An 18850-nucleotide genomic window follows, 5' to 3' on the forward strand; every position below is an offset into this window, starting at 1 on the left:
TACTGGGCTGATGCTCAGGCACTATGCCCCGCAGAGGGTTCGGCTTGCGGGCGGTCTACTCGACTGCCGCGCGATCATCGCTCGGCTTGTCTTCTGCCAGACTGTAGTCATGATTGACACTTCATGGGACCAAAAGGTAGACGACTTTTACGAGCATGCGTTTGACGAGTCGGACCCGCACGGCGCCATCGCAGCGATGCAATCGCTCGCTTCAGAACGACCGGCAGGTGATGCTTCGGTTCTCTTCGAAATGGGCGGCATCCATGACTCTCTCGGGTTGGAGGCTGAAGCAATCCAGTATTACCGGGCGGCAATTAAGGCTGGTCTCGAGGGGGAACGTGCAACACGCGTGTTCATCCAGTTGGCGAGCACTCTGCGCAACGTTGGCGAGTCGGCAGAGGCAGTATCTGTGCTTGAGTCCTCTCCCGCGTCAGAGGACGACGAAGGTGCGCGCCAAGCATTTCTCGCACTAGCGCTATACGACGCAGGCCGTTATGGAGACGCCCTGAGGACCGCGCTGCTGGCCCTCATCCCTACGCTCGATGGGTATAAGAGAGCTCTGAGGGAGTATGCGGAGGAGCTTCCGAGCACACTCCCCGCCGGTCAGTGAGGAACGCTGTCGTGGGGAATCCCCAATCCAAACGTATCTGCTGTCCCGTTTAGCCTTCGGCTTGCGGGCCTGGGTCTGCCAAGCAGATCTAGACCTCCAGGATCCCATCCTTCGCTTCACGAATGTCGGGGAGTGCATGTGTGTCGAGGTCTTCCATGAATTCAAGACTCGCGTATCGGTCGAACTTGATGCGTCCAGCATCGTCAAAGACCCTGATCCTGCGGCGGATCCAGCCCGCGGGAAAATACGGGTGGCGACAGGTCACATGAACTTCGGATTCAGGCCATTCTCCGATGGTTTCCACGTGTGTTTCTTGGACGCCATCAGCGAGCGGGGCGGTAGTTCCATCTGCTGCGCGCCAATAGGCGTCAGCGTCGGCAAACTGATCCGTTAGCGCCTTCACAGCTTGGGTCTTCTGGGCATCAGTCAAGCTCACGCGTTTCCAGTGCGTCCCGGCGATCTCGGAAAGGTCGACTCGTGCAGAATCATGTCTCGGTCCATAAGAATCGTAGTCAAGGCCGAGCTGTTCCGACGCAACGAGGGTTCCCCATCCTTGGGGAACAAATTCCCTAAATTTCACATGCTCGGGTATTTCGTCGACCGTACCTATTACCATCGCCGTACATCGGTACTCATAGCTGATCGTGTCGGAGTCATGGTGGGCTACCGGCGGCGACGGGTTCACGAATAGCACATGACCGTGCTCGTCCTCGCGGACGGCGTTGACGTACCGGTCGACTTCCAGCGTTCGTTGGACCTGACCTGGCAACAGGATTTGCAATGTCGATGGAGCAGCCCAGTCCGCCGGCAGCTCGCCGCCCCGATAGTTGTCGTCCGTTTGTTCGACTATGGATGTACTCGTCCATAGTCCGGCGCTTGTTGCTCCCACGACGGTGGTTTCCTCAGTGCGAACAAAACCCAGTGAACCGTCCACACCAATCCTTACAGCGACCACGACGGTGGGGCTGTGTAAAGCCGGGTAGTCGATTTCCTGCCCATCGGGGCCGCTTTGGTACAGCACCCAGAGGGCGTCGGTCGCCGCACAAACGGAAACATCTGGGGCCAGAATTCCCGTGTCAAGATCCGGCCACGTGAGGAAGAGATCCGGCATGGCTTCTCGGCGGACCAGGGCCACGGGGCGTGCCTCGTCGATATAAAACGTTGTCGTGCCAATGGTGGTTCGAGGCAGGGCGGACATCAGGTCTGTCATGACCCGATGCTAACAGCCACTCGGCTAACGTCGTAACGCCCGAAAGCCTCCCCGTCGGCCTTCAACAGATTTCTAGATATCAGGTGGGGAGCTTTTCTTTGGAGGAATCTCGCCTTACTCACAAGGCGAATACCCATCGGGCACATACATCAATTTATCGTCCCGCAGAGCGTCCCGCAGAGCGTCCCGCAGAGCGTTCCCATTATGGAACTTGGCGGTGGCGGCTAAGGCCGACACAGCGAAGTTCGGATTACGGTCGCTGATAGTTCAGCTATCCGGCTATGACAACGCCGATATAGTTGCTATGTGAATACGACTCGAAAACTTCAGTATCGGTGGGCTGCTTGGTTGCTCTTAGCTCAGGGAGTGCTTATGGAGGGGCTAGTGTTCATTGGGTTACTCGTGCTCATCGGGCTCAATATCCCTCAGTCATCGATAGCTGAAAATGCTAATGTGTTCGCCCTACCTTATTTGCAGGAAAACCTATACCTCATGATGGCGATGAGCGGGATATTTGCGACGTTACGCGTTCTCGGAGCCATCGGACTATTACGCAACCGTTTGTGGGGGCTTGGACTCTCCATCATCAACTGCACCGTGACAGTCGTGCTGATGGCCTTCATGCTCCCTGCGGGCATTATCGATGGAGTGTTGTCCGGAACAGCCCTCGTGCTCATACTCTTCGCCTGGCTCGGTCGCGATTCAGACGGGCAGCCAAAGTTGCTTCCTTGACCGGTCGCAGAGCTGTCCGTGTGCATTCTCCATCTGAATCGGTAAGTTGGGTCAACTTCCAGCACCAGTGAGAGCAGGGACATGCGTCCGTTCGACGTTCCTCAATAGGCGCTGGCAGGAGCGGGCCACATACTTGATAAGTTGATAAAGACCCCCAAAATTGAAAGGTCCCCATGCCGATTCCTCCCTCGATCAATCTGCGCCCATTCCACGAGGCAGACACGGAATTCTTCGCGGGCATGGCCGCAGACGAACGGGTGACCCGCTTCATCGGCGACGGCCAGCCCTGGGACCAAGAAACCATCCAAGTCCGCATTCGGGCAGCCCTTCAACAAGATCCACTCGACGCCGAAGGATCCTCCCGCTGGTTTCTGGCCGCCGAGGCTACAGAACCTGTCGGCATCGTCGTTTCAACCCGCAAGGACGAGGGCATAGAGATCGGGTACTGGGTCTCGCCCGATCATTGGGGCCGGGGCATCGCCGGAGCCATGGTCAATAGTGCACTAGTCACGATTCCAGAAGTCTACGGAACTCAGGAACTTATCGCCCGCGTTGACCCGGCCAATGCTGCTTCCGCGAAGCTTCTTACCCGGAATGGCTTCAAGCTGGAATCCCACCATGAAGGGCTCGATCACTACACGCTGGCGTAGCGTGAAGCGTCCGCTGACCGCCTGCCTGGTGGCCCATCGCGCATCGGGTTCGGCTTGCGGGCGGCTCGGCCTGGTCTGTCATGCTTAGCTAATGGATTGGCCAAAAATTGAAACCGTCACGTCGGTGCGATTGCGTCTGGAACCGCTCTCGATGGAGCACGCACTGGGAATGGTCGAAGTCTTGGCGGACGCTTCATTGTATGAATACACGGGCGGCGAAGCACCCTCGCTTGAACAGCTGCAGCGTCGATACGCGGCGCAGTTAGTCGAGCAATCCGAAGACGGGTTGCAGAGGTGGTTCAACTGGATCGTGAAACTGAAACACAGCGACGCACCAATCGGATTTGTTCAGGCCACAGTGGAGCAGAGTGGACCGGAACTCGTTGCTAACATCGCCTGGGTTATCTCACCACTCCATCAAGGTCAGGGGATAGCGTCCGAAGCCACCAACGCAATGAACAGTTGGTTGCGGTCCAAAGGCGTGAACAGTTTCGTAGCGTACGTGCATCCAGCGCATTTCGCTTCCATCGGCGTCGCGCGAAATCAGGGACTACATCCGACACTCATGTTGGAAGACGGCGAGGTCCGCTGGGAATCCTAGCAAGCGCTAAGCCTCGTTCAGCGTCCGCCTAACGGGCTGACTTACCGGACACACGAGTTTCTATTCGGGCAACTCTTTTACAGGACCCCGCTGAAACTCAGGGGGAGTCGTCATACGTTTTTCCTCACGGAATACCTGTGATTACTTAGCTGGCATTTGAATCGGCTTCTGCGATGGCGGCGCGAACTGAATCTTCCACACTCAACATCACGTTGCTGTCGCGATGGTTGAAGAGGTGTGTAGTAATTGTCCGACCATTTGTCTCCCAGATGCAGGGTGGCGTCTCTTCGTTGTCCCATGGACGATTCGGTTCGCCGAAGAATTCGGTGAGTTGCATCTGTAGTTTGCCGAACCCACTTTGAGCAGCTGGATCGGCTGATTCTTGAGTGCCGTAGAGGTGGACGGACACACCTAGAAACTCATTGTTATAGGTGTCCCATGAGCCCGGTATTTTTCCGTCGAGGCCGATATCCAGCTCAGTCATCTGGTGGGTTGATGCATCGGTCTTCAGCTCGTGCCGGCTTCCTGATTTGATTCCGAGCTGTGCGAATAGATTTTCGCGTTCTTCATCGGACCGTGGCCAAGGCCCATCGACCATTTTTTTGACGATATCGACGATCATGTCAGGCGCGGGAGTCAATTCCAATACAGGTTCAGTCTCGGACATAGTGTGATCTTACCTCGCAAGAATTGAGACATAGCCGTGAGAGCGTTCCCGCTACGGGACTCGAAAACCGACCAACTTGGTTAATCGGCCACAGTCCTAATCACTTTAAAAACCAGACCGATTCGGAATGCTCAACGAGTGCGAGTGAGGACGTAGGCCCGAAGTTCATTCAGGGCCTACGTCCTCATTGCGGAGATTGATAATGAGGTAGTGACTCAGTAGTTGTCGCCAAATACTATTCTGGATCCTTTGCCAACCTCCATTAACGTAAGGTCCACGGACTTATCAGGCTGATCAGCATACACATGGTAGAAGTGTGCTGGGCCGCCACGCTCGAACTCAACCATCGTGAAGTTGGAAGGGGTGACTGCTGCCGAATCCATGTCGTTCTTCAGCGCAGCCAGCTGTGTGTTCATGACTTCCTCGTCTAATTTGCCCATGATCACTGAACACGCTTTATCGTGGTCAGTTGTTTCTGCAGCCTCAAGTAGTACTCGAACAGCTTCTTGTGGATCGCTGACGGGTTTTCCTCCGTCGCAAGCCTGCTTCCTATCGGCTGAACACCCTGCTGCCGCAAGAGCTAGAGGAAGGAGCAGTAGTGGGGCAATAATCTTTGAAAAGCGCTTTTTATTCACTGGTGGCCTTTGCAAATTGAATGAGCTGTAGGACTAGATCCTATGCGCAAACCAATTAATGCTTTTCGTTTTCATCTCACTTAAAGGCTTATTCAGAGTTTTGTTGGTGCAGTTTGAAACTCCTAGAAATTCACATCAATAGTTAGGTAGGGGCATGATATTGAGTGCCGCTAACAGCGTGTGATTGCGTCTTCAGAGTCGCCTTCTAGCCATTCCTAGCTCTCTGCGATCTTTGTGCCTTTTCAGCCGCTTTACAGTCCCCATGGGGGTGACAATACTGAGGATGCGTCTCTGGTCTGTGTCGGTATGATCGCGGTATGAATTCTTCGCAGAAAGCTGCGCCCTCAACGGTGCGCCTGTTTCCGGATTATGCAGACACGGTGCTTTGGTTTAACGAACCAATTCACTACGGCACTGCCAAGCTGTCCGGTACTTTGACACGTGAACTTTCGCAGTGGGAACAGTCGTACTATGACGGCTTGAACCGTGACTATGAGTGGAAATCCGCAGGTCTGGCCCGAATATTCGGTGCAGAGGGTGAACGATTGGCGCAACGTGTGGCTGATGAACTTGGCGACAAATTCGAAATCGAATTAGTCGTGTTCGTTGAAAACTCACCGAAACGCAAATTTCGGGGGAGGGGACCAGCTCTCAACCCTGGAGCTGCGGCAGTGTTCGATTCTTTGGCTATTGAACTTAAAGAATTTGAAGAGGAAGTAGCGCGTGCGCGGGAGGCGACTCGTCGTGGCGAGAGCACTGGCTGGTATGCCTATGCGCCGCTTTCAAATACCGTTTTCAGACCGCAGCAACAGAACGATTGATAATTCGGTTCTGAGCGTAACGTATCGTCGCTCTAGTCGCGGATAGGCGGTGCCCCGTAGAAGGTTCGGCTTGCGGGCAGCCCTACCCGCCCGTCTTTCCGGCGAACTTTCCCTGCCATCCTATGTCAGCTTGGCTGCGCAACGGCTGACAGGTTTCCTTCTGGACGAGGACTTCGCACTGGGCGCGCGGCTTGACCCTCTTGGCGATGATCGCAAAAGCGATGGACCCCAGCACGAGGAATATTCCCAGCATCTGAAGAGGTGTGAAATTCTCCCCGGCGACAGCCCATCCAAGCAGCATGGCCACCACCGGGCTGAGCAGCCCAAGGAACGCCGTGGTGCCCGCGGGAAGCCTGGAGATGCCGCGAAACCACATAACATACGCAAATGCGGTGCCAACAAGGGAAAGGTAGGCATAGCCGCCGATGTTTGACTGCGTCAGTGCTGCCAGGGGCAGACCCTCGAAGAGAACCATGACCACCAGGAGGCTCAGTCCACCGGTGATGAGCTGCCAGGCGGTTGTTGTCAGCGGCGGGGCGGGCTGTCCCCACTTCTTGGAGAGTACGATCCCGGTGGCCATGGAAAGAGTTCCGCCGAGGGCCGCCGCGACACCAATGGCGTCCAGGCGGGCCTGGGCCTGAAGTGTTATCAAGCCAACCCCTAAGACTCCGGTAAAGCCGGCCACCATGACGCGGGTTGTCAGTCGTTCGTGGAGTAATCTGCTGGCTAACAGCGCAACGATAAGCGGTTGGATGCCGCCTACGATCGCGGCGACGCCACCCGGCAGTCGGTACGCCGCAATGAAGAGCAGCGCAAAGAACGCCCCGATGTTAAGAATCCCGAGAATCCAGGACTTCCACCACCACGCACCGCTCGGCAACTGGCGACAAACCGCCAGGAGCAACAGCCCGGCAGGAAGTGCACGCAATGTCGCAGCAAGCAGCGGGCGGCTCTCGGGGAGGAATATGGTGGTCGTCAGGTAGGTGGTGCCCCATAGTGCGGGCGCCAGGGCGGTGGCCAGGATCAGGAACTTTCGATTGCTAAGCACTTAGTTATAATAGCTAAGTGCTTAGCAAAAGGCTAGGCTTGACCCATGGCAGACCAAGTAGATCGCATCCTTGAACAGTGGCAAAAGGAAAAGCCGGGGCTTGACGTCTCCCCGATGGCGGTCATCGGTCGATTAAGTCGTACGGCGCTCAATATCGAATCCCGCCTGGCGGGCACCTTCGAACGACACGGCCTGGATGCTTCAACCTTTGACGTGCTCGCCACGCTGCTGCGCAGTGGCGCGCCCTACCGGATCACCCCGGCGGAACTCGCACGGGAATCCATGATCTCCACCAGTGCGGTCGCTCAGCGATTGAACAAGCTGGAAGCCCGCGGACTCGTGGCGCGCGAGGCAAACCCGAACGACGGCCGCGGCACGCTCGTTGCCCTCACCGACACCGGGAAGAAGCTCATCGAACAGGCCCTGCCAGACCACCTCGAAACTGAACGAGCCATCCTGTCGCCGCTTAGCCGCGACGAGCAAGCAGCCCTGGCACTACTCCTTGGCCGAATCGGAGCTGCAGCGGTCTGACGAAGAAGGCGCCCGTCCGCGCAAAACTGTCTCAGTGAACGTTCTCTATGTGGTCATCGACTGGCTGCGGGGACCGCTGAAGGATTCCGGTCTGATGCGTTGCTGACGATACCCTGAGGAGATGAATGACAATCAGAAACTCATGCTCATCGCTGGTGTAGTGTTTGCGCTATTTATTGCTGTCATGATGGTTCTGACATCTGGTGTATTGGCTTTTGTTTTTGATCCGGAGCCTGAAGCTGCACTGCAGCAGATTTTCAGTTCGGTGTAAGCCCCTTATTGAACAATGCCGATCGGTACTGCTGTCCGCGATAGCTATGACGCCAAATGTGGTGTCCGGTCAGAGTTTCCGCTTAGGGTTCCGCTTACGGGCGCTCGCCCCTCTAGGTTGTCCTCTCGCGGAACTGACAAAATTAGCCGTTCCCCAAACGGAATTGATCAGGTCAAGGAACATATGGGCATGTAGCTTTCAGCTTCGTACGACAAGATGGACCCATGAAATTTAGTCAGGACAAGAAACCGGTTCAGCTCCCACCCGCAGGGGTTTTTCTGGCTGTGCCATTACTCCTTGGTGTTTCTCTCACCGGGTGCGCGCAAAATTCCGGATACCAGGAGTCGCTAGCAAGTGCCGCTGACAATGCACAAGGTGCCTTCTCCCTTCCAAGAGGAGAGGACGTCGACGCACCCATTCCCCTGTGGGAAAAAGTTCTGATTGTCTGCCCCTACAGTGACACGAAGCTGGTTCCAGAGCCGTTTGCCAAGGACGTCCAGAATCTTGATACGACTTCGACGGAATCCATGCAGTGGCTGCTCTTTTCTGAGCAGAGCAATGTCAGTCGTATTTCTGTCGAAAGAGCGGCAATCGATTTTTGCCAAGGCGAATCACGCCCTATCGAGTATGAAAGTAACCGGGCCTGGAACGCAGAGAAGCATCACGAAGCATGGGTCATGACACCCACTAGGGACTAGTTTTCGCTGACTAAGCCCACTGCGCCGCAAGACCTTCCTCAAAAGAGGTCGCAGTTCGCTGTCCTTCAATTTCTATTTCGGCAGAGCTAGCCGCGCTGTTTATTATCTGTTCCAGCGAAAAGCAGGGACAGATGATAAAGATCAAGGAATACAGGCCCAAGCCATTTGCACCGTTAACTACGCATACGCTTTGCTTGCATCTTCGGCTGAATGACACCAAAAATCAGATAAAACACGAGCCAAAGCACAGCCCCGGTGACGAGAAAAATACCGAATACTGAAAGATAATCGATTGGCGCGTTCAAGGTAAACCAGCCGCCCAAGTACAGCGCGGGCAGTACGGTACAGAGCATGATTGCAAAATGAATCAATGACTGGGTCAGCAGTTTCCACCGCTCCACCTTGTAGATCACGGAAGCGCCACTCGTGGCGGCGATAATCACCCCGACCGCGAAGGTGCTGCGGGCATTGGTAGCATCGCCTTGAACGAGCAGCACGGTACCAATGGCTCCCATAACGACGAGCGGAATGCCTGCAAGGATGAAACCCAGACGTAGTGGCGACATTTCTAAAGCCTAAACCATGCGATGTTAAAGTTTGTGACGAAATTAAACCGGGCACCACAACCCACGCTGGTCAAATTCATTGATGCCGTCATTACGAGTCATCCACTTCAGAATCTCCGGGAATGCTCAAGGGATAAGAGCGCTGCTATTTGCCCATTCGTCGAGTGGTTTTTCATGCCGCAAAACCAATCATGCGAAGAGCACGGTGATTATGGCAATGCCGAGAACAATTGGTGCGGCCCGTTTTATTGCCTTGTTCCTCTGGACCAATTAGCGGAATGCGCGACTGATGCCACCGCTCAGTTGCGACAACTGCATCCAGATCCCGAAGCGCACGAGCGGGCGGATCAGCAGTCCGCGGATCGGATGAGCAGGGCGATTGGAGTTACGATCCCACTTCAAAGAGATGCTCAGCTGAGTGCCGCCAGCTGCGGGCTCCAACTCGATCCGAACTCGCTTCGCGTCGGCCTGTGTTGAATCGGGATAAGTGAACTGCCACTCGATCAGTGTTTCGTCTGAGCATGCGACAAGTTCGACGTTCTGAGTCTGGAATTCTGGCTTGATCCGAATCAGTTTGCCATCAGAGCGCCGCGTGCGGGAGTGCGCGGTCCATTGATCGCCGATCTGAGCTTCTTTCTGCGTTTTGTTGAGCGCGACTTCGCCAATAGTTGGCTCCCACTCAGACATCCGCGATGGGTTGGCGAGCAGATCCCAGACCTGCTCAAGCCCAGCTGGCACAAATGCCCCAACGGCTCCCGAGCGTCGGCCCGACTGAATGGTGCGTTTTGGGGTGAGTGCTGGGTATCGCTGAACTTCATCGAGTCTTGCGATCACCAGATCGGGCGCGAAGCCCAGACGCTGCAATATTTGGTCGATCATGCCACTTGGCTCCGCGACGAGTTCGCGCAGCACGGCAGCTGCGTCACCGCGCTTCTCGCCGTCGCTGGCACGTTTGAGGACCTCTAAGGCCCGGTCACTCCACACGTAGCCTCCAGTTTCATGGAAGACGATCCGGCCTTGCGACGGGAGTCCGGTACTGATACCAAGTGAGGCGAGTTGTGCCGAATGCTGCCCTGCCACCGCGTCCCGTGCCGCTTCAAGCGTTATCCCTGCACTGCGCAATACCTGCCCGGCGACCTGCTCGCTGACCACCAGGGCAAGAAGCATATGGTCAATGTCAGTGCTGCGCTGGCCGAAGCGGGAGGCTTCCTCCATCGCGACGACCGAGAGCGTGTGCGATGTTGCTGCCGCATCGATGAACTTACTCACTGGTTCCTCCTTGGAACGGGGATGCTCTGGTCTACCTTCTTCGCGTACTTTTTATGTACTGCTTGCCTGGAGACTCCGAGCGCATCGGCGATATTCTGCCAGCTCATACCTAAAACCAGACCCGCCTCAACTTGAGCGAGTTCGAGTCTCTCAGTGAGTGCACGGAGGGAAGCGATGGCGCGAAGCCCGGCGCGCGGGTCGCTGGTGTCTGAGGCGAGCGTTGCGATCTGTTCTGACTTCATGTTGTCAACTTACATTGCTAAAATAGATTCCGTCAACCATGGTTGCTAACGGGCCGTCGCTTGAGCATGCCCAACTCCGCTCTCCCGCAGGGGGTTCCCTTGCGAAACGCCCGCGTTCATCGATGATGGTCTTCTGGAGAAAGGTCTACTGTGTCAAATGTGTACACAAGCGATATTGTGGTTGCATGAACTCGATTACCTCGTCCGTCACGATTCGAGCACTTCGCGATGGCCTCGCCGAAGCGGTAGGTCGCGCCAATTATGGACGTGAACGTGTACAGATCACTAAGAATGGCAAGCCTGCGGCTGTGCTCATTGGACCCGAGGATTTTGCGCTGCTGGAGCAACTCGAAATGCTCAGGGACGTCGCCGATTACCGAGCGGCCAAGTTGGTTGATGCAGGCGGACGTATCAGCCTGAACGAACTGCGCGCTGAACTCGACGCGTGAGTTCTTACCGCGTTGAATTTACCACCGCGGCCGCCAAAGAACTCAAAAAACTTGACTCTGGTATCCGACGGCGTATTCTGTCTGGCATTGCTGAGCTTGAGCAGGACCCTCGACCGGCTGAGTGCAAGAAACTAGCTGGCGAAACTAACGCCTGGTGGATTCGCGTTGGTGACTACCGAGTATTCTACGAGGTTATTGACAATATTCTCGTCGTTACGGTGGTCCGAGTGGCGCATCGCCGCGAGGTTTACAAATAGCCATCCGCCTAGCCTGAAGATAACTTTGATGTCCTCAGTTTCGGCAATTGACCGTCTCAGTAAGGGTTCGGCATACGGGACGACTGAGAAAGTAGCGTTGCTGTGTTTGAATGAAGCGTGAAAGCTTCTAAGAACATTGTTTACATGACGTTGGGCCTCCTGCTGACTCTCGCAGGAGCGGCAGGTGGTTTCGTGATGTTCTTGCAGCCATGGAGGAGCTGTCCTGAGATTGATGACAGTTCTGCGGGCTGCCCTGCGACATCAGGCGATACGTCCCTCCTTGGCCTTGCCATTGCTGTGCTGCTCGTGGGGGTGGGTTTCTTGATCATGTCCAGGAAGCCAGAGCGGATTCCACTCGACGCTGCCGGCCCCTTCGGGAAACTCGACTAGGGTCCGATGCCGACTCGCCTCAGCAATCGGGTGGCGCTCTGCATCCACCTCGTACAGTCCCGGCGAGCGTTCCCTTTGCGGGCGCTCCTCTAGCGGAACACGGCCGTACCTCTGTCCGGACAACCCCTTGCAGGACGATGCGGCTCAGTGTGAGTTGCTGTGACTTTCCGTCTTTCGGCTCTGGACCCGTTCGAGTGCGAAGGTGCGATAGAGCTGTTGGGTGATTGGCGCCGGCGGTAGCTGCTCGCGTTGAGACTGCAGTGCCTCGATCGATATTGCTGCAACCCGTCTCCAGGCTTCCGGTGCGCTTTCGCGAGTCGCATTAATGACGCCCGCGATTGCTAGGAGCAATAGCGCCACGTCCTGGTGGACGAAGTCCGGGCGCAGACGTCCCGGGGCCTCAGGAGCACTCATGGTGAGTATGTCAGTGAACGCGCAGTTCTCGGCCTGCATCTCGAATGCCGTTTCCAGATAGGAACGAAAACCGCGCCAAGCATCGGGATCGCTCAAAGCGCTGTCTATCGAATTCACGTATGCTACGACGTTCTCTGTGAACACTGCCGCTAGCAGCTGACCCCTCGTGAGTCCGCTGGCTGGTCAGCCGTAGACAGCAAATCAACGTAAATTCATCTGAATAGTGGTTCCAGAATTGTCAGATTGACCGGAGACTTGTTCGTACCTGTGATTAACCGGCCAACGTTGAACTGTAGAACCCGCAGAGGGTTTAGCTTATGTGGCAGGCGTAATTGGGCGGACGAGGATAAGTGTCGGTCCTGACCAGTCCATGTTGCTGTGCTCTTCTAAGGGGTAAAAGCCTATTGCTCGATAGAAGGAACGTGTCTGGGCATATGCGTCATTGTCGAATGACGGTCCTACCGTATGAACCGATAGGTGCACACATCCGTCGTCGGCTAGGTCTGCAGTAATCTTCTCGATAAGTGCTCTTCCGATTCCAAGGCCACGCGCTTCCGGAGAGATTGCGATCAAGTGTAATTCCGCGGATTCTGAAAAGTGTCGACGTATCAAAGAAACACCAACGGTAGCCCCAGAGTCGCGTGCGAGTATGCTCACGAAATTTTCATTGGCAGCGTCGACAACATAGCTGTCAATCGATTCCAGATCTCCAAACCACTCCGGAAGTGATTCTAAGATGTTCCGGACAGCGTGCGGGTCCCGTGCATATTCAATCTCAATAGTCATAGATTCGATCTTTCCACCTCATAAGTCGATTGAGCCGGAGCCCTCCAAGGCACTGTGATGCAAAAAATTTAACCGATAGCTCTTCCAACGGTTGATACGTTGCAGGTCAGGGTATCGGGGCTTCCCAACGAGAGACCTACACGCGTCTGAGCTGGTAATGCTCTTCTAGCGTCCCCGTACATCTGGCCCGGATCCTAGACGTTCGTTCTGCATCGCCAGCGACGGCACTATTAGAACTAAGCGGATTTCTTGTCGCCATGCCACTGACCCGTCGATGTCTTCCTTGCCACTGTCTTGGCCAGCGGTACAGTCAATGCCCCCACAGCGATCAGGAATGCGAATCCGCTGATTGCATACAGGGGTGCTTCCAGCGTGAATGCCGCCTCGGAGTTCCAATCGGCATAGGTATCGCCTACAGAGTTCAGATTGGCGAACGAGGTGAAAAAGTATGCGGGCGCGCCAAATGCCAAGATTCCGGCCCATAGCGCCAAGCTCGCCCAGCCCGGCAGTATGGCCCGGCACCACATCGTTATCGCACCCCAGACCAGGGCAATCAGGATGCCCAGCGCAGCGAAGACCAGACCTGGAATGGTGCTGTACTGCTGGTCCGCTGCCTTCATGTCAGCGATCGTCGTATCGAGTGGCATCCCGCTCGCGGCCACCACAGCCCAGTCATTCATCAAAAATGCTCCGAGAACGGAGTATGCGACTATTGCAACGATTCCGAGAAGGGTAAGCAGTATCCGCATAATGAAAGGCTATCAGCGGGTTGGCTACCCGGAGTCTACAGATAGGGTTCCCGGGCACCAAGCCCGCGCCGGCCTCCGCCCGGCGGCACCGAACAATCTAGCGCGCCGGGAATGTAATAGGACCGCAGATTGCTGAATCTGGTATGAACATCAACGCCATTCCCATCGTGAAGATGGACGGAAGCACAACCTCCCTGACTGACTACTCCGGGAAGGTCATCCTCGTGGTGAACGTTGCTTCCCGCTGTGGACTGGCACCGCAATATGCCACCCTTGAAACACTCCAACGTACCTACAAGGACCGTGGCTTCACCGTGCTGGGGTTCCCCAGCAATCAGTTCTTGCAGGAGCTAGGCAGCAATGAGGCGATTGAGCAATTTTGTTCCACCACTTACGGGGTGAGCTTTCCGGTCTTCGACCGAATACGTGTTAACGGCAGAAACGAGCACCCGCTGTACACAGAACTAAAGAAGACCGAGGACGCCGCAGGAAAATCGGGCCGCGTGAGCTGGAACTTTGAGAAGTTCTTGATTTTTCCCTCCGGCGAAACAATGCGATTCCGCCCTCGGACGGTGCCGGATGATCCAGCCATCATTGAGGCTATCGAAGCCAATCTGCCCAGCTAAGGCCACTCCGTCCTAAAGTCGTTGGCTTGACCGCTGTCTCCCGCATAACGTTCCCCGAAGGAAACAATTTGGGCTATTTCAGAAAGCTCGTCTAATCCGTCTCCAGTTATGGCTAACTGAAACGGGCAGTCGGCCGGCTGCGTCAACTCACTGGTGCAAAGACTCATTGCTGTTCGCGTCTGGAATCTGCGCTCCGCGTGAACTTTCTGTTATCGGCGTCACTTGTGCGGTTGACTGGCATCATGACACGGACACTCATCCTTGGCGGTACTGCATGGCTCGGTCGCGAACTCGCGGAACAACTGGTGGCCAAAGGCGAAGATGTAACCGTCTTGGCTCGCGGTGTATCAGGCACGGCCCCACAAGGGGCCACATTCGTCGCCTCAGATAGAAGACTGCCTGGCGCGTACGACCAGGTCAAAAACGTTGATTGGGATGAGGTTATAGAGCTGTCCTACGCACGGGATCTCGTTGAGGGTGCGCTGGAAGCTTTGTCCAATCGAACGAAGCATTGGACACTCGTTTCATCCGTGTCTGTTTATGAGAGCAACGATGAACCCGGAGCGTCAGAAGACGCCAAACTCGTCGCTCCCACAGACCTAGACGATTATGCGCACGCCAAAGTTGTTGCTGAGCAGATCACCCAGCATGCGGTCGGGGACCGCCTGTTAATTGCCAGACCCGGACTTATTGCGGGACCGGGAGACACCAGCGATCGTTTTTCCTATTGGGTCTCACGCTTTGCCCTTGCAGCGAATGGCAATGTCCTTGTGCCGCAGACCGAGGGTCGTTATGTCCAGTTCATTGACGTCCGCGATCTGGCAGCATGGGTTCTTGACGCGGGTTTCCGCGGACTCACCGGAACCTACAACGTAGTTGGCAGTGAACGCAATTTTTCTGATGTTCTGCTTTCTGCCGCGAAGGTCGCGGGCTATACCGGTGAATTTATCGCGGCTGACGATGTCTGGTTGAAAGAACAGGATGTCAACTACTGGGCAGGGCCTCATTCGTTGCCGCTATGGCTCCCTTTAGACGATGCAGCCTTCGCCCAACGTAGTGGCGAACGGTTCAAAGCCGCCGGTGGGAGCGAACGAAGCCTGGAACAGACTCTTGAGGACGTGCTGACCGATGAACGTGCGCGCGGACTGGATAGAGTCCGGCGTTCAGGTCTCAGTAGAACGGAAGAACTTGTGCTCCTTCAGAAGATCAGCGAGTCTGGAAAGAACTAATCAGGACTGTCCCGCAAGAGGCCCGCCTTTAGGGGGAGAAAAACCGCCAGCGTTGTTCGAGGATAGCCGCCAAGTAGAGCTCACAATTACAGGCAACTACCATCTGGCTCACCAAAATTACGAAGAACCATTGCACAACCTACGAAGCTAGATTTAGTCTTAGGCGAGATTTTCGGCGATCCAACTATTGGCCCTGCCGATAGCAGCTGAGACTTCCGACTCTGGCCTGTGAGCGATGATCAAAAAACCGAGTTGTTGGAGTCGAAAGGTATTTCGCCGTATGCCGGCTCGAGTAACCTGATCAGCGCCGGCGATTTTTGAGAGTTTCTCCCATCCGTGCCAAACCCCCAAAGAAGCAAGGTCGGTAGATCGATCGCTCATGGAGGATAAATCCCAATCGAGAATTCCGGTTGCCTGCCCCCGATGCCACATGACGTTGTATCCGCCTAGATCACCGTGGGAGAACACCTGCTCTTCGGGTTCAAGATGTGCGAGTGCCGCAATTGCCTCGCGAGCAAGATTTCTAAATTGCTGATCAATTCTTGGAATGACCTCTTCAATTTGAACGGAATACCAATTCGCGCCGCCACAGAACGATAACGGCTCGTTGAGCATCGACTGAAGTGGGCCGGGATCGATTGAAGAAACTGCTTCCAGCAGGCGTTGAAGTTCCTCCGGTTCGCCTTCACCGGCAGGGCAAGGAGCGCCGGAGACAAATTCCGTAGCCACCGCCGCATGTCCCTCGATTTCGACTACCGGCCCGAGCGAGCGCGGCAAAGTCAGCCCAAGGTCGCTTGGAATTGAATCAACGAGTTGTTGCCTTCGGCGAAGCTTATTAGCAGTAAACGAATCGCGGGTCACTCGAACGGCCGCGTAGTCCTCCAGAAGAACAACAACATGAGCTGAACCCTCATTGATGATTGTTCGTTGCGCGCGTCGAATCCGAAGTGGCAGCTCTGAAACGGCTGTCTCAACTATCGCCTCTAGCGAGACCGAACCTTCTGCTGTGTGCATTTACCGGAGCCTACGTGGATAGCCGAGATTTAGTGATTGCGTCACTAGCTTAGTAGCAGATGAACCGAACGAATTTGAGTAATCGTCAAAGATGATCTTTGAGAACATCCCCAGGAACATCGACGCAGTGGCGCGACGAAAAAATGGTGGTCCAGAAATTACTTTCTGGACCACCACTTCAATCGAAATACCTAGTTACTGCACCACTAGCTATGCCTAGCTGAGGATTTCGGTGAGCTCCAGCCAGCGTTCTTCGAGTTCATCAATCTGAGACTGAAGGTCGTTAATTCTGGCAGTTAGTTTGCCCAAGGCCTCGTAATCACTCTGGTCGTGTGCGGCCATCTTGCTATGAGTCTTCTCAACCTTGTCCCGCAGCTGACCGACCTTGCGCTCGTTAGCGTTCAGTTCCTTCTGTGTGGCGCGAAGCTCCGCGGCACTGAGACCCTTGGAGTTGGCAGAAGTACCGTTCGAGGACGCAGCAGCTGGATTGCCTGACCCCTTGACACCTTCGGCGCTACGCAACTTCAAGTACTCGTCGACGCCACCTGGCACATGACGGAAATTGCCGTCTAGGATCGCGTACTGCTGATCGGTGACGCGTTCCAGCAGGTAGCGGTCGTGCGACACTACGATGAGCGTGCCAGGCCAGGAGTCAAGCAGATCTTCCAAAGCAGCCAACATGTCGGTATCGACGTCGTTCGTTGGCTCATCGAGAATCATGACGTTCGGTTCATTCATCAAGATCATCAGCAACTGCAAGCGGCGGCGCTGGCCACCGGAAAGTTCGTTGATCTTGGTGGACAGGTGCGCGGAGGAGAATCCCAAACGTTCCAGCAGCTGCGCTGGGGTCAGATCTTTGCCGTCCACATTAAAAGTGGTGCGAAATCCAGCCAAGACTTCGCGAACGCGGTCTTCACCGATCTTCTCCAACTCACGGAACTGCTGATCGAGCACTGCCAACTTCACGGTCTGACCGCGCTTGATTGTACCGCCGGTAGGTACTACGGTGCCTGCAATCAACCCCAACAAGGTTGATTTACCAGCACCATTGGCACCGAGCAGTCCGGTACGCTCACCTGGAGCAATACGCCAGGTGAACGGCTTCAAGATGCGCTTGTCGCCGAAGCTGACCTCGGTGTCCAGCAAATCCACCACGTCTTTGCCCAAACGGGTGGTGGCCATCTTCTTCAATTCCAACGGGTTACGAACCGGAGGGACATCGGCAATCAGCTGGTTGGCTGCCTCAATACGGAACTTTGGTTTGGCCGTACGCGCAGGGGCACCACGACGCAGCCAAGCAAGTTCCTTCTTCATCATGTTCTGGCGCTTGCCTTCGGTGACCGCCGCAATGCGGTCACGCTCCACACGCTGTAGTACGTAGGCCGCGTAGCCACCCTCGAAAGGTTCAACTAAGCGGTCGTGCACCTCCCAGGTATTGGTGCAGACTTCGTCGAGGAACCAACGGTCGTGAGTGACAACCATCAGTCCGCCGGAGCTTTTGGACCAACGATTGTTCAGGTGAGTCGCCAGCCAGGAGATACCTTCGACGTCCAAATGGTTAGTTGGCTCGTCGAGGATGACCACATCCCAGTCTTGAACTAGCAGTGCAGCCAAGGCGACACGGCGTCGCTGTCCACCGGAGAGCGTTGAGATCTGTGCTTCCCAATCCAGGTCTGCAACAAGTCCACCGATGACATCACGAATGCGAGCTTCACCGGCCCATTCATGAGCTTCCATGTCTCCTACCAGTGCGTAATGCACGGTGGAGTCTGAATCGAGGGTGTCACTCTGATCGAGTACCCCGACGGTTACGTCTCCACGTCGGGTCACACGCCCTGAGTGAGGTTCGATTTTGCCCGCGAGCATGCGTAGTAGCGAGGATTTGCCTTCGCCATTGCGTCCCACCAGACCGATACGGTCGCCTTCGGAAATACCGATGGTGACCGAGTCAAATACGACGTGGGTGGGATATTCGAGATGGAGGGCTTCGCCTCCGAGTAAATGAGCCACACCTCTAGTTTACGAAGCGACGCAAATCGAGAACTATTTAGTACCGATCTGAACGCCGCAGAGGAGATTATCTTTTGTTAACGTGTTGTGCGATTTCACTCAGACTCTAGATCGTGGCAGAATAATTAGCGTGCTTAACGGGTGATGCTCGTCAGGTACGTTTTCCGCCCTGGTGTAATGGCAACACGCCAGCCTTTGGAGCTGTGCATTGTAGGTTCGAATCCTACGGGCGGAACCATTTAGCTCTCAGCGCCCCTCGTGGGCGCTTTTCTTTTTGAACGCCAGTTAAGCCGATCTTCCTCATCGCGATAGACTGTCAGCGGGGTTTTATTTTGATGCCAGAAATCTCATACTCGACTTCGCAGGAGAAAGCAC

23 protein-coding genes and 1 tRNA gene are annotated in these 18850 nt (G+C 55.4%); 13 read left to right on the forward strand and 11 right to left on the reverse strand.

All coding sequences use genetic code 11. The features are described from left to right. Positions 1-109 precede the first annotated feature (109 nt). Positions 110-610 carry a tetratricopeptide repeat protein gene (locus CIK74_RS13015; protein ID WP_240520543.1) on the forward strand — a complete coding sequence of 167 codons (501 nt, stop codon included), beginning with the start codon at positions 110-112 and terminating at the stop codon, positions 608-610. An 88-nt stretch (positions 611-698) separates the two neighbouring features. On the opposite strand, the gene CIK74_RS13020 is transcribed toward CIK74_RS13015, so the two are convergent. Continuing rightward, entirely contained in the window at positions 699-1820 is a 1122-nt protein-coding gene (locus CIK74_RS13020) for a hypothetical protein (protein ID WP_013348061.1), read from the reverse strand. A 306-nt stretch (positions 1821-2126) separates the two neighbouring features. Here CIK74_RS13020 and CIK74_RS13025 point away from each other — a divergent pair, with 306 nt between their 5' ends. From CIK74_RS13025 to CIK74_RS13035, 3 genes are all read left to right on the forward strand, one after another. After that, complete coding sequence (locus tag CIK74_RS13025) at positions 2127-2552, forward strand: hypothetical protein (RefSeq protein ID WP_240520544.1); 426 nt, start codon at positions 2127-2129, stop codon at positions 2550-2552. 173 nt (positions 2553-2725) lie between these two features. Next, positions 2726-3202 carry a GNAT family N-acetyltransferase gene (locus CIK74_RS13030; protein WP_096256627.1) on the forward strand — a complete coding sequence of 159 codons (477 nt, stop codon included), beginning with the start codon at positions 2726-2728 and terminating at the stop codon, positions 3200-3202. A gap of 91 nt (positions 3203-3293) precedes the next feature. Next, entirely contained in the window at positions 3294-3803 is a 510-nt protein-coding gene (locus tag CIK74_RS13035; protein ID WP_096256628.1) for a GNAT family N-acetyltransferase, read from the forward strand. A gap of 145 nt (positions 3804-3948) precedes the next feature. Here CIK74_RS13035 and CIK74_RS13040 read toward each other — a convergent pair whose 3' ends face one another. Both CIK74_RS13040 and CIK74_RS13045 read right to left on the reverse strand, forming a co-directional pair. Further along, the gene (locus tag CIK74_RS13040) at positions 3949-4470 is read right to left on the reverse strand and encodes a hypothetical protein (protein ID WP_096256629.1); all 522 of its coding nucleotides are present in this window, start codon (positions 4468-4470) and stop codon (positions 3949-3951) included. Between the two features lie 215 nt (positions 4471-4685). After that, the gene (locus CIK74_RS13045; protein WP_096256630.1) at positions 4686-5105 is read right to left on the reverse strand and encodes a hypothetical protein; all 420 of its coding nucleotides are present in this window, start codon (positions 5103-5105) and stop codon (positions 4686-4688) included. A gap of 317 nt (positions 5106-5422) precedes the next feature. Between CIK74_RS13045 and CIK74_RS13050 the strand changes: the two genes are divergently transcribed. Next, complete coding sequence (locus tag CIK74_RS13050) at positions 5423-5926, forward strand: hypothetical protein (RefSeq protein WP_096256631.1); 504 nt, start codon at positions 5423-5425, stop codon at positions 5924-5926. A gap of 82 nt (positions 5927-6008) precedes the next feature. On the opposite strand, the gene CIK74_RS13055 is transcribed toward CIK74_RS13050, so the two are convergent. Next, entirely contained in the window at positions 6009-6974 is a 966-nt protein-coding gene (locus CIK74_RS13055; protein ID WP_096256632.1) for an EamA family transporter, read from the reverse strand. Positions 6975-7019: 45 nt separating this feature from the next. Here CIK74_RS13055 and CIK74_RS13060 point away from each other — a divergent pair, with 45 nt between their 5' ends. The 3 genes from CIK74_RS13060 (at position 7020) to CIK74_RS13065 (ending at position 8474) form a co-directional block, all read left to right on the forward strand. After that, the gene (locus CIK74_RS13060) at positions 7020-7505 is read left to right on the forward strand and encodes a MarR family transcriptional regulator (RefSeq protein WP_096256633.1); all 486 of its coding nucleotides are present in this window, start codon (positions 7020-7022) and stop codon (positions 7503-7505) included. Positions 7506-7626: 121 nt separating this feature from the next. After that, positions 7627-7776 carry a hypothetical protein gene (locus tag CIK74_RS18810; RefSeq protein ID WP_170947878.1) on the forward strand — a complete coding sequence of 50 codons (150 nt, stop codon included), beginning with the start codon at positions 7627-7629 and terminating at the stop codon, positions 7774-7776. Between the two features lie 224 nt (positions 7777-8000). Next, on the forward strand, positions 8001-8474 hold the full coding sequence (locus CIK74_RS13065; RefSeq protein ID WP_096256634.1) for a hypothetical protein: 474 nt from the start codon (positions 8001-8003) through the stop codon (positions 8472-8474). Between the two features lie 173 nt (positions 8475-8647). On the opposite strand, the gene CIK74_RS13070 is transcribed toward CIK74_RS13065, so the two are convergent. The 3 genes from CIK74_RS13070 to CIK74_RS13080 all read right to left on the reverse strand — a co-directional run bounded on the left by CIK74_RS13070 (position 8648) and on the right by CIK74_RS13080 (position 10551). Continuing rightward, on the reverse strand, positions 8648-9040 hold the full coding sequence (locus CIK74_RS13070; RefSeq protein ID WP_096256635.1) for a DUF3021 domain-containing protein: 393 nt from the start codon (positions 9038-9040) through the stop codon (positions 8648-8650). Positions 9041-9310: 270 nt separating this feature from the next. After that, positions 9311-10309: an SRPBCC family protein gene (locus CIK74_RS13075; protein WP_096256636.1), complete on the reverse strand. Its 999-nt coding sequence runs from the start codon at positions 10307-10309 to the stop codon at positions 9311-9313. Continuing rightward, positions 10306-10551: a hypothetical protein gene (locus tag CIK74_RS13080; RefSeq protein ID WP_096256637.1), complete on the reverse strand. Its 246-nt coding sequence runs from the start codon at positions 10549-10551 to the stop codon at positions 10306-10308. Before CIK74_RS13080 ends, CIK74_RS13075 begins: the two co-directional genes overlap by 4 nt. A gap of 185 nt (positions 10552-10736) precedes the next feature. On the opposite strand from CIK74_RS13080, the gene CIK74_RS13085 reads away from it, so the two are divergent. Both CIK74_RS13085 and CIK74_RS13090 read left to right on the forward strand, forming a co-directional pair. Next, the gene (locus CIK74_RS13085) at positions 10737-11000 is read left to right on the forward strand and encodes a type II toxin-antitoxin system Phd/YefM family antitoxin (RefSeq protein WP_096256638.1); all 264 of its coding nucleotides are present in this window, start codon (positions 10737-10739) and stop codon (positions 10998-11000) included. Further along, entirely contained in the window at positions 10997-11257 is a 261-nt protein-coding gene (locus tag CIK74_RS13090; protein ID WP_096256639.1) for a type II toxin-antitoxin system RelE/ParE family toxin, read from the forward strand. Before CIK74_RS13085 ends, CIK74_RS13090 begins: the two co-directional genes overlap by 4 nt. A 534-nt stretch (positions 11258-11791) precedes the next feature. Here CIK74_RS13090 and CIK74_RS13100 read toward each other — a convergent pair. Both CIK74_RS13100 and CIK74_RS13110 read right to left on the reverse strand, forming a co-directional pair. After that, complete coding sequence (locus CIK74_RS13100; RefSeq protein WP_170947879.1) at positions 11792-12157, reverse strand: hypothetical protein; 366 nt, start codon at positions 12155-12157, stop codon at positions 11792-11794. A 926-nt stretch (positions 12158-13083) separates the two neighbouring features. Then, on the reverse strand, positions 13084-13596 hold the full coding sequence (locus tag CIK74_RS13110; protein ID WP_205738287.1) for a hypothetical protein: 513 nt from the start codon (positions 13594-13596) through the stop codon (positions 13084-13086). A 143-nt stretch (positions 13597-13739) separates the two neighbouring features. Here CIK74_RS13110 and CIK74_RS13115 point away from each other — a divergent pair, with 143 nt between their 5' ends. Next, positions 13740-14222 carry a glutathione peroxidase gene (locus tag CIK74_RS13115; RefSeq protein ID WP_170947880.1) on the forward strand — a complete coding sequence of 161 codons (483 nt, stop codon included), beginning with the start codon at positions 13740-13742 and terminating at the stop codon, positions 14220-14222. A 242-nt stretch (positions 14223-14464) separates the two neighbouring features. Next, positions 14465-15451: an NAD-dependent epimerase/dehydratase family protein gene (locus tag CIK74_RS13120; protein ID WP_096256789.1), complete on the forward strand. Its 987-nt coding sequence runs from the start codon at positions 14465-14467 to the stop codon at positions 15449-15451. Between the two features lie 159 nt (positions 15452-15610). Here CIK74_RS13120 and CIK74_RS13125 read toward each other — a convergent pair whose 3' ends face one another. Beyond that, positions 15611-16465 (reverse strand): phosphotransferase, encoded by an 855-nt coding sequence (locus CIK74_RS13125; protein WP_096256643.1) that lies wholly within the window; start codon positions 16463-16465, stop codon positions 15611-15613. A 216-nt stretch (positions 16466-16681) separates the two neighbouring features. After that, complete coding sequence (locus CIK74_RS13130) at positions 16682-18475, reverse strand: ABC-F family ATP-binding cassette domain-containing protein (protein WP_096256644.1); 1794 nt, start codon at positions 18473-18475, stop codon at positions 16682-16684. 163 nt (positions 18476-18638) lie between these two features. Here CIK74_RS13130 and CIK74_RS13135 point away from each other — a divergent pair. Beyond that, positions 18639-18713: transfer RNA gene (locus CIK74_RS13135), tRNA-Gln, on the forward strand. The last annotated feature ends 137 nt before the right edge of the window (positions 18714-18850 follow it).

The sequence above is a fragment of the Glutamicibacter sp. BW77 genome, from assembly GCF_002332285.1.
In the GTDB taxonomy this organism is placed as follows: Bacteria; Actinomycetota; Actinomycetes; order Actinomycetales; family Micrococcaceae; genus Glutamicibacter; species Glutamicibacter bergerei.